This window comes from Endozoicomonas sp. SESOKO3 (assembly GCF_024606255.1).
The window spans coordinates 1-1,999 of record NZ_JAHHPR010000022.1 but is presented as its reverse complement, the minus strand read 5'-3'; the positions used below and the strand labels follow the sequence as shown (position 1 = coordinate 1,999).

Annotated in this window: 3 protein-coding genes; all 3 read left to right on the top strand. The window is 52.4% G+C overall.

The genetic code is table 11. From position 1 onward, the window contains the following. The coding region (locus KDK18_RS00320; protein WP_257252377.1) for a DUF4381 domain-containing protein at positions 1-499 on the top strand (499 nt) is incomplete at its 5' end. Next, positions 492-1,523 carry a VWA domain-containing protein gene (locus KDK18_RS00315; RefSeq protein ID WP_257252376.1) on the top strand — a complete coding sequence of 344 codons (1,032 nt, stop codon included), beginning with the start codon at positions 492-494 and terminating at the stop codon, positions 1,521-1,523. The genes KDK18_RS00320 and KDK18_RS00315, both read left to right, overlap by 8 nt. Continuing rightward, a partial coding sequence (locus KDK18_RS00310; RefSeq protein WP_257252375.1) for a VWA domain-containing protein occupies positions 1,523-1,999 on the top strand: 477 nt, incomplete at its 3' end. The genes KDK18_RS00315 and KDK18_RS00310, both read left to right, overlap by 1 nt.

Here is a 1,999-nt window from a genome sequence, read left to right as displayed (position 1 = left end):
GCCCCATCATCTACCCGATCCCGTCAGCTTCTGGCCGCTGGCTCCCGGCTGGTGGCTGTCCGCCTTTCTAATCATAGTGATTGTCACCCTGATGACGCTGTTTGTGGTTCGCTACATTCGTCGAAATCGCTATCGCAGGCTGGCATGTAAACAGGCTCATTTTATTTTCAGCGCTTATCAGAAACACAATAATGCATTCCAGTTTGCCAATGACTGCAACCGTTTACTCAAACAGACAGCATTGCATGCCTACCCGGCCGAACAGGTCGCTCGTCTTCATGGCGACCCGTGGCTGGAGTTCCTCTCCCAAAAGAGTGGCATCCCCGCATTCAACGGGAACCCCGGACAAGCTCTGGGTGACGCACGTTTTCAGAAAATGTCTGTATCGAAAGAGATGCCCACAGTGAAAGAAGCGTCCGTAGCGAAAGACAAACCAGAGGTTGATGTGAATCAGCTCCATAAACTGACTGTCCGCTGGATCAGGAAACACCATGCTTGAGTTGCAATGGCCCTGGATGTTACTGGCCGCCCCCTTGCCCTTGCTGGTTTATCGTTTTGCCAGCCCCGCCACCCGTGCCTCAGGTGCTGCTTTGCGAGTCCCGTTTTATCGGGGGCTGGCTGATATTGCCGGTGAGCATCCTGCACACCAGGAAACACTTAAGCGCTGGCAAACACTGCTGCCCTGGCTGATCTGGATGCTGCTGGTCGTCGCTGCGTCAAAACCGGTCTGGCTGGGAGAACCGGTTCAAATAGAGAGATCAGGAAGAGATTTGATGATCGCAGTCGACCTGTCCGGCAGTATGGAAATCGCCGACATGGAACTGAAGGGCAAACCGGTGAATCGTCTGGTGGTGACCAAGCATGTATTGAACGACTTTATTGAAAAACGCAAGGGCGACCGGCTTGGACTGATTTTGTTTGGAACCCAGGCCTACCTACAGGCACCTCTCACCTTTGACCTGAAAACCATTGGCACCCTGATGGACGAATCAGCGATTGGCATGGCAGGCAATAAAACCGCCATCGGTGATGCTCTGGGTCTGGCAGTAAAGCACCTTCGTAAACGCCCCCAGGACAGTCGGATACTGATATTAATGACCGACGGTGCCAACACCGCCGGAGAAATTACACCTGTTCAGGCTGCAAAACTGGCCGCTTCGGAAAACATTCGCATTTATACCATTGGCCTGGGAGCGGATGAAATGATCCAGCCAGGCCTCTTTGGTTCATCCATTGGTGCACGGCGGATCAACCCCTCTGAAGATCTGGACGAAAAAACCCTGAAAGAAATTGCAGAGCTCACGGGTGGGCAATATTTCCGGGCAAAAAATACCGAAGGGCTTGAAAAGATATACGACGAACTCGACAAACTGGAGCCTGTCAGGCAGAACAAAGAACGCTTCAGGCCTGGCATAGCCCTGTTTTTCTGGCCTCTGGCACTGGCCCTGATTCTCAGCCTGCTCATGGCGACGCTGAGAGCCTTCCCTGAAGCATCAATTAGCCAGCCAGGGAGGAATCATTAATGAGTGAGCTTATCAGTCAATTCCATTTTCTGCGCCCTCTGTGGTTGCTGGCCTTCATCCCATGTCTGATTCTGCTGACCGCTTTTTGGCGACAACAGCAGCAAACCGGAGACTGGAAGCGGGTTATCGCCCCTGAATTATTGCAACACCTTACACAGGGTCACAGTGAGAAACAGAGCCGACTCCCCTTCTACCTGCTTTTGGCTGTCTGGACACTGGCCGTTCTGGCACTGGCTGGCCCTACCTGGCAAAAAATCCCCACCCCTGTTAACAAAAGTCTTCAGCCCCTGGTAGTCGTCGTAGATATGTCTTACAAAATGTATGCTGAAGACGATAAACCCGATCGACTTTCCAGGACTCGTTACAAACTGCTGGATCTGTTTAATATGCGCAAGGACGGGCTTTCAGCCCTGGTTGCCTTCGCAGGCTCAGCACATACTGTTGCCCCCTTAACAGACGACAATCGTACTTTAGCC

What these genes read in the sequence shown, in the direction of transcription:
- KDK18_RS00315 (WP_257252376.1), top strand. Translation starts at nt 492, where the DNA reads ATGCTTGAGTTGCAATGGCCCTGGATGTTACTGGCCGCCCCCTTGCCC.